Origin of the sequence: Collinsella sp. AF23-2 (assembly GCF_003459245.1) — a bacterium.
Classification (GTDB): Bacteria; Actinomycetota; Coriobacteriia; order Coriobacteriales; family Coriobacteriaceae; genus Collinsella.
In genome coordinates this window covers 22,355-28,670 of sequence record NZ_QRVG01000026.1, presented here as the reverse complement: position 1 = coordinate 28,670, position 6,316 = coordinate 22,355, and the positions used below count along the sequence as shown (strand labels likewise).

Sequence of the window (6,316 nt, the reverse complement as noted above, 5' to 3'; positions counted from 1 at the left end):
GGCCATTGTGGCTCTTGACAGCGGATTGGGTCATATGAGCGTAGGGCTCGCTGGTGTCGAGCATGGTTATGCCGCGGTCCGATGCGCGGAGCTTGCACAGTACGAGCGCATTGTCGCACAGCTCTTTAAGGTTGAATGATTCGTGCTCGAGCGTCACTTTGCGCTCCTCGATCCTGCCCATCTCGAGGATGTCGTTAATCAGTGACAGCAGGTGATTGGCGGCAACGCGCGCCTTGGCGCGGCTTTCGCGGGCGACCTGCATGTCGCCTTCTCTCAATTCCTCAATTTCGATAAGGCCCAGGATGCCGTTGAGCGGCGTGCGGATGTCGTGGCTCATGCGCGTGAGGAAAGCGGTTTTGGCGGCATTGGCGGCATCGGCTTTCTGCCGTTCCTCCTGTGCGCGGTAAAGCGACCAGACAAGGATGACGATGCCGGTGAGCAAAATGCAGATGACGACTGCCGCAATGACGATGCGGTTGCGGTAGAGAAGTCGGAACGCATCCGATTCTTGCGCCGAGTACGATGTGGGGAAATAGCTGTTTGCAGAGAGCGATTCACCTGCATTGACGATGCCCTTATTGATGATTCCCAGCAGCTCGGGCTTGCCGCGCGAAATTAAACACGATAGTTGCGCCGTGTTGGTGAGTTCCTGTGTTTCGAAATCCTCGATGTCGTAGATGTCGCGGAGAGTTTCCAGGCGCGTGCTGGGGACAATGATGCAACGTGCCTTCCCCTCATTGAGGGCTTTGAGCACCTCGCCGTCATTCGAATACTCGGTTACCGTTGCGTTCGGAAAGAGACTTTCGAGCTCAAAACGGTTAACGATTGTGCTCTTTGTACAAGCGATGTTCTTAAGGTCGCTGTTCAGGTTTTTGCCACTGTGAATGGCGGTCAGCGAAACCGTTCCCATCGAGTTTGACTGGATGACCCCTGTCTGCTCGGCGAGCCAGTAGTCGCGAAACAACGGTAGGGCGACATCGATGGTTCCGTTGGAAAGGGCTTTGATCATTTGCTTGTTGTTCGAGAGTGCGATTGTTTTGACCGTAATGTCAAACTTGTCGTGCAACGTCGTTGCAAGCGAGGCGAGCGACCCTTCCATCTCGCCGTCGTCATTTTGCGTACAGTAGGGAAGTTGGTTTTTAAGATAGCCGAGCGTGATGGTATTGCCGTTTTCTTTGAGCCAGGTGGTCTCGGTGCCGGTGAGCGATGACGAGCCACTGTTTTGGGTCGAGTAACTCGATTTGACTTCCTCGTTATAGCGCGGGTTATCGCGGGCGATGGTCGTCATGGCGGCGTTGATGTCGTTCATCAGGTCAGGGCGGCTTTTAGGAACGGCAAAAAAGTAGTCGCTCGAGCCTACGTAGAACATGGGTGACGCATCGGGCGACGAAATGGTGTCGTTCATGATGACGGCGTCGACCTCGCCGTCTGCAAGCGCCTCAAAGAGGGCGCTGCCGGTGTCGATTTCTTTATAGGTGCAGGTAACGTCTTCGTTGGCGAGCCACTGCTGGCCGACGATAGTTTGCATAACGCCAGAGTTGCAGCCGATGGTGAGGCCTTGGAGCGCCTGAGGGTCACCCTTGGCCAGATCGTCGCGGTCGGGCCTGGCGTAGATATAGTAGCGCTCGGTGCCCTCGGGATTTGAGGAAAAGAGCAGCTTCTGCTCGCGTTCTGCCGAATACGAGATGTTGGGCATGAGGTCGATTTCGCCTGCCTCGAGCATGTCCATAAGCTCGGAGAAGGTGCCGCTAACGTATTCGTATTGCCAGCCCTTTGTGTAATACGAGAGGGTCTGGAGGTACTCGTAGCCCCATCCCGAGAGGCGCTCGCCCGGCGTGCCTTCCTGGAAGCCTTTGTTGTTGACGAGCCAGCCAACGCGGACCGTCTTGACCTGCTGGTCGGAGTCGGCGGCAAAGGCGGGGGCAGGCATGACGGCGCTCAGCACGGTGAGTGCGGCAAGCGCGACAGCCAGGGTGCGGCGTAGGGCTAAGCGAAGGACGGCGGAAGGTTTCACATGAAATCCTATCGAGTTGAGACAGTTTCGCATAAGGATACCAGCTCAGCATGCTTAGTCGGCAGCTGAGCCGCTAAACGGTCCCGCCCGGCACTTGGGGACAGTCCCTTTCTGCCGGCACAAAAGGAACGTCCCCAACTGCCGGTTGTGGGACAATACCGAGCGAATGTGATTGGGCGTCTGGGAAAAGGGGTCGCGATGAACAAGTTGAGGACGCTTGCCGATGTTTTGCGCCAGGCTGGCTTTGCGCGCATCACGGGCCTGTTTCTCGTCTTCTATCTGCTGTGCTCGACGGCCGTCTGGCTGTCCGAGCCCACGACCCTTACGTTTGGCGACGGCCTCTGGTTTAGCTTTGAAACCGTATCGACCATCGGCTTTGGCGATATCCCGGCCGAGACGCCGGTTGCCCGCGCTATCACTGTCGTTTTGAGCGTCATCAGCATCTTCTACATCGCCATGCTCACGGGCGTGGCGGTGAACTACTGCAATACGCTCATCAAGATGCGCCAAAAGGACACCATGGCGCGCTTTATGGACGATCTTGAGCATTTGGAAGAGCTCGATCGTGACGAGCTCGCTGACCTGTCGCGCCGCGTGCGCGAGTACCGTCGCCGGCAACGATAGAACGGGTGCCGCGCGTCACGACGAGGGGGATTGCATATGAACATCACGGTGTACCTGGGCGCGAGCGTCGGCAACGACCCGGCGTTTCTGCCTGCAGTGCGAGAGCTCGGCACGTGGATTGGCTCCAACGGCCACGCGCTGGTATACGGCGGCTCCAAGTCGGGCCTGATGGGCGCGCTTGCCGATAGCGTGCTCGAGGCGGGTGGACACGTGACGGGTGTTGAGCCGAGCTTTTTTATCGAGGCAGAGTTTCAACACGACGGTATTGACGACCTCATCGTGACGAGTGACATGGCCGAGCGTAAGGCCAAGATGATCGAGCTCGGCGACGCGTTCATCGCTTTCCCGGGCGGTACGGGCACGCTCGAGGAGATTGCCGAGGTCATGTCCGCCGTGTCGTTGGGGCACTTGAGTGCGCCGTGCATCCTGTGCAACCTCGGGGGCTACTACAACGATCTTAAGGCGCTGCTCGAGCACATGATTGATAAAGGACTTTCGAGCCCGCAGCGCCAGCACGGCATCTACTTTGCCGACGATTTGCGCGAGATTGCCTCGATTATTAATGGATGAGTCTTGAGCCTGCCCCACTATGACTCCCAATGGTGCCGTTTGCGGTGCAGACGGTTGGCTCGTTCGGGCAACGCTCGCTCTACAATAAAACGTATCTTTGTCGATTTTGACCACGGGAGGACCCGATGGATAACCTTGCCAAACCCACAAACCGCGCGCTGTTTTTGGTCAGCGTTGCCGTGACCGGTGCACTCGCGGGTGCTGCAGTCTGGCTATTCTTCTTTGCGATGGAGCACGGCATTGATTATTTGTGGACCGAGGTCCCGCATATGCTGGGTGCCTCTTCGCCCGAACTCGCCAGCGGTCCGTTTGGCTTTTTGCCGTACCCGTTTTTTGTCTGCCTGCTGGGCGGCTTGGTGATTGGCCTGTACGAAAAGATGACGGGCGCCAAGACCGACGACCTCAACCAGGTCATGACCAAGGTCAAGCAAGACGGTCGCTACCCGTACGACAATCTGGGCAAGCTGTCGATTGCGGCGCTGCTGCCGTTGCTGTTTGGCGGAAGTATTGGACCGGAGGCCGGCCTGACCGGCGTTATCGCGGGACTGTGCAGCTGGGTCGGCGATCGCATGCGTCGCTTTGGAGCTGAGTTTAGGGAGCTCACGCTGCTGGGCACCCAGGCTGCCCTGACGGCGCTCTTTACCGCGCCCGTGTTTGGCTTTGTGGCGCCGCTCGCCGGAAGTGCTGACGGTCAGGGTGCCAATGACGATGAGTCCGCGTCTGACGAGATCACCATCAAGCTTCCCAAGGCGCAAAAGACCGTGGTCTACGGTATCGCGATCGCTGGCGGTTTGGGCACCTACCTGCTGCTTGGCCAGCTTGTGGGCGGCGGCATGGGTATGCCGAGGTTCGAGGCCGCGCAGGTGGGCAACCTCGAGCTTGCTTGGCTTATTCCCCTGGCGCTCGTCGGCACGGCCTGTGGCTGGCTGTACTTTGTCTCGGAGCACGCGAGCGAGGCGTTGGCCCACGCCATAGGGGAGCGCCCTGTCGTCAAGGCCATGCTGGCCGGTTTGGCGCTCGCTATCTGCGGCACGGTCCTGCCCTACACCATGTTTGCTGGCGAGACGCAGGCCGACGTGCTCATGGAGACCTATATGACCATTCCCGCCGGTGTGCTCATTGCAACTGGTCTTATCAAGGCCATGCTGACGCCCGCCCTCATCAACCTGGGCTGGCGCGGCGGTCACTTCTTCCCCGTTATCTTCTCGGGCGTGAGCCTGGGCTACGGCCTTGCCGTCCTTACGGGCGCCGATCCGGTCTTTTGCGTCGCCGTCTGTACCGCCTCGACGATGGGTGCCGTCATGCGTCAGCCCGTCATGGTCGTGGGCCTGCTGCTCATGTGCTTCCCGCTCAAGGGCATTGTCTGCATGATCATCGCCGCCGTCATCGCGGCAGGCATTCCGCTGCCCAAGCCGCTGCGCAAGTAGCACGATAGCGCGTGCCGGGGATATGCCATTTGTCACGGATTTGCGGCGGGGGCGATCGCGTCCTTCGTGGATTGAGACTCGCGTGCCTACAGGTCGTGTACTCGATAAACCTTGGTGCTGACGGTGCAGCTGATTGCGCATAGCGCGAGGGCCAGCACGGCAATTCCTGCGCACAGACAGCCCAGAACGGCGGGATCGGGATTTGCCCCGGCAATCGACATGAGCCAGTTGCTGATGGGGTTGGAGGAGCTCAGCGTGGCCATGGCAAGGCATCCGAGCAAGGCAAACAGACCAACGGACAGGCGCAGCGCCTCCATGTGTCCAAAACGAAAGAACAGCGGCTGCGCCAAAAACACCATCATGAGGGAGATGAGCATCGAGGCTGCCGAGGCAATTGCGATCTCAAATACGGCCTGTCCCGTCGAAGGAATACCTGCGTTATTGAAGATTGGGATGGTGACGATGTTCAACAGTGCAGCCGCACATGCCATGATGGCCGAGAAGGCAACGATACACAGGTAACGTGCGCAGATGATGTCTTTGCGCGAGATGGGCAGCGTTGCCCGATAGCGCTCCCATCCGTTTTGATTGTCGAAGCCGGCCAGCGAGCTCATGACCATGATGGGCGACATGGCGCTGACTGCACAGGCGCCGGCACTCATGCCGGAATCACCATCCGATGCGTTGGCGAGAGTCAGCGCGATGAATATGAACAGGCCGACGCCCACGATACTCGGGATAAGCGTGCGAACGATGACGAGCTCGGACATAAAGGCGCGTTTCATTTCGAAGCCCCTTTCAGCATGAGGCGAAGATAATCATCAATGGTTGCCCGATCGCAGGGAATCTCGGGGAAAGCCTCGAGCGTATCACGGCGGTTGGGCACGAGCACGTCCACGCTATAGGCGTGGCGGGCAGCACGGGCGCCTTCGACGCAAGCCATGAGCTCTGCGGCCTGTGCTTGCGTGCAGTGGGCGATGCCGGCGCGGTCAGTAATGTCCTCGCGCGGCAGGTCAAACACAATCGAGCCGTTATCGATGCAGATGACGCGGTCGGCGGCGCGATCGAGGTCGGACGTAATGTGGCTCGAGAGCAGCACGCTGCGCTGGCCGTCGGAAACAAAGGCGAGCAGCTCGTCGAGCAGCTCTTCGCGCGCCATGGGATCGAGGCCCGCGGTGGCTTCGTCCAAAACGAGCAGCTTGGCATTGTGACTGAGCGCACATGCGAGCTGCAGCTTCATGCCCATGCCGCGGGAGAGGTCCTTGACCTTTGCCTTGGGATCGAGGCCAAATCGGTCGATGAACCCGGCGAACGTTTCGCAGCTCCACGTGGGGTACGCCGGGCCTACGAGTCTCTCGATCTGGCCCACCTTGAGCGTGGAGGGGAAGGGGCACGTGTCCAGGACAAGGCCTACGCGGGAGCGCAGGTGGCGCTGTGTCTCGCCGGGCGCGTCGGCGTCGCAGCGCTGCCCAAACAGGTGCACCTCGCCGGCATCGAGCTTTATGAGCCCGAGCGCGGCGCGAATGGTCGTTGTTTTGCCGGCGCCGTTTGCGCCCACAAAGCCGACGATCTGACCGGGCTCCACGGTGAGTGTGACATCGCGTAGCGAAAAGCGGTCGCTTACGCGGCGTGAGACGCCTTTGAGTTCTAGCAAGTTTTGCATGGTATAGCCTTTCTTGCA

General features: G+C 59.5%; 6 protein-coding genes. 3 read left to right on the top strand and 3 right to left on the bottom strand.

Annotation, left to right across the window (positions count from 1 at the left end):
* Positions 1–2,014, bottom strand: a 2,014-nt coding sequence (locus DWY03_RS08930) for a transporter substrate-binding domain-containing protein (protein WP_158558649.1), incomplete at its 3' end; no start/stop codon positions are given.
* A 198-nt stretch (positions 2,015–2,212) separates the two neighbouring features.
* Here DWY03_RS08930 and DWY03_RS08925 point away from each other — a divergent pair.
* From DWY03_RS08925 to DWY03_RS08915, 3 genes are all read left to right on the top strand, one after another.
* Positions 2,213–2,638, top strand: coding sequence for a potassium channel family protein (locus DWY03_RS08925; RefSeq protein WP_055252221.1), 426 nt, complete (start codon positions 2,213–2,215; stop codon positions 2,636–2,638).
* 36 nt (positions 2,639–2,674) lie between these two features.
* The gene (locus tag DWY03_RS08920; RefSeq protein ID WP_117736496.1) at positions 2,675–3,208 is read left to right on the top strand and encodes a TIGR00730 family Rossman fold protein; all 534 of its coding nucleotides are present in this window, start codon (positions 2,675–2,677) and stop codon (positions 3,206–3,208) included.
* Positions 3,209–3,333: 125 nt separating this feature from the next.
* Positions 3,334–4,635, top strand: a complete 1,302-nt coding sequence (locus DWY03_RS08915; protein ID WP_117840536.1) for a chloride channel protein — start codon at positions 3,334–3,336, stop codon at positions 4,633–4,635.
* Positions 4,636–4,721: 86 nt separating this feature from the next.
* Here DWY03_RS08915 and DWY03_RS08910 read toward each other — a convergent pair whose 3' ends face one another.
* Together DWY03_RS08910 and DWY03_RS08905 are read right to left on the bottom strand one after the other, a co-directional pair.
* Complete coding sequence (locus DWY03_RS08910; protein ID WP_117840534.1) at positions 4,722–5,420, bottom strand: ABC-2 transporter permease; 699 nt, start codon at positions 5,418–5,420, stop codon at positions 4,722–4,724.
* Positions 5,417–6,298, bottom strand: a complete 882-nt coding sequence (locus DWY03_RS08905; protein WP_117840532.1) for an ABC transporter ATP-binding protein — start codon at positions 6,296–6,298, stop codon at positions 5,417–5,419. Before DWY03_RS08905 ends, DWY03_RS08910 begins: the two co-directional genes overlap by 4 nt.
* Positions 6,299–6,316: the final 18 nt, after the last annotated feature.

Coding starts and splice junctions, on each gene's coding strand:
- DWY03_RS08915 (WP_117840536.1), top strand. CDS start 3,334: ATGGATAACCTTGCCAAACCCACAAACCGCGCGCTGTTTTTGGTCAGC.
- DWY03_RS08905 (WP_117840532.1), bottom strand. CDS start 6,298: ATGCAAAACTTGCTAGAACTCAAAGGCGTCTCACGCCGCGTAAGCGAC.
- DWY03_RS08910 (WP_117840534.1), bottom strand. CDS start 5,420: ATGAAACGCGCCTTTATGTCCGAGCTCGTCATCGTTCGCACGCTTATC.
- DWY03_RS08920 (WP_117736496.1), top strand. CDS start 2,675: ATGAACATCACGGTGTACCTGGGCGCGAGCGTCGGCAACGACCCGGCG.
- DWY03_RS08925 (WP_055252221.1), top strand. CDS start 2,213: ATGAACAAGTTGAGGACGCTTGCCGATGTTTTGCGCCAGGCTGGCTTT.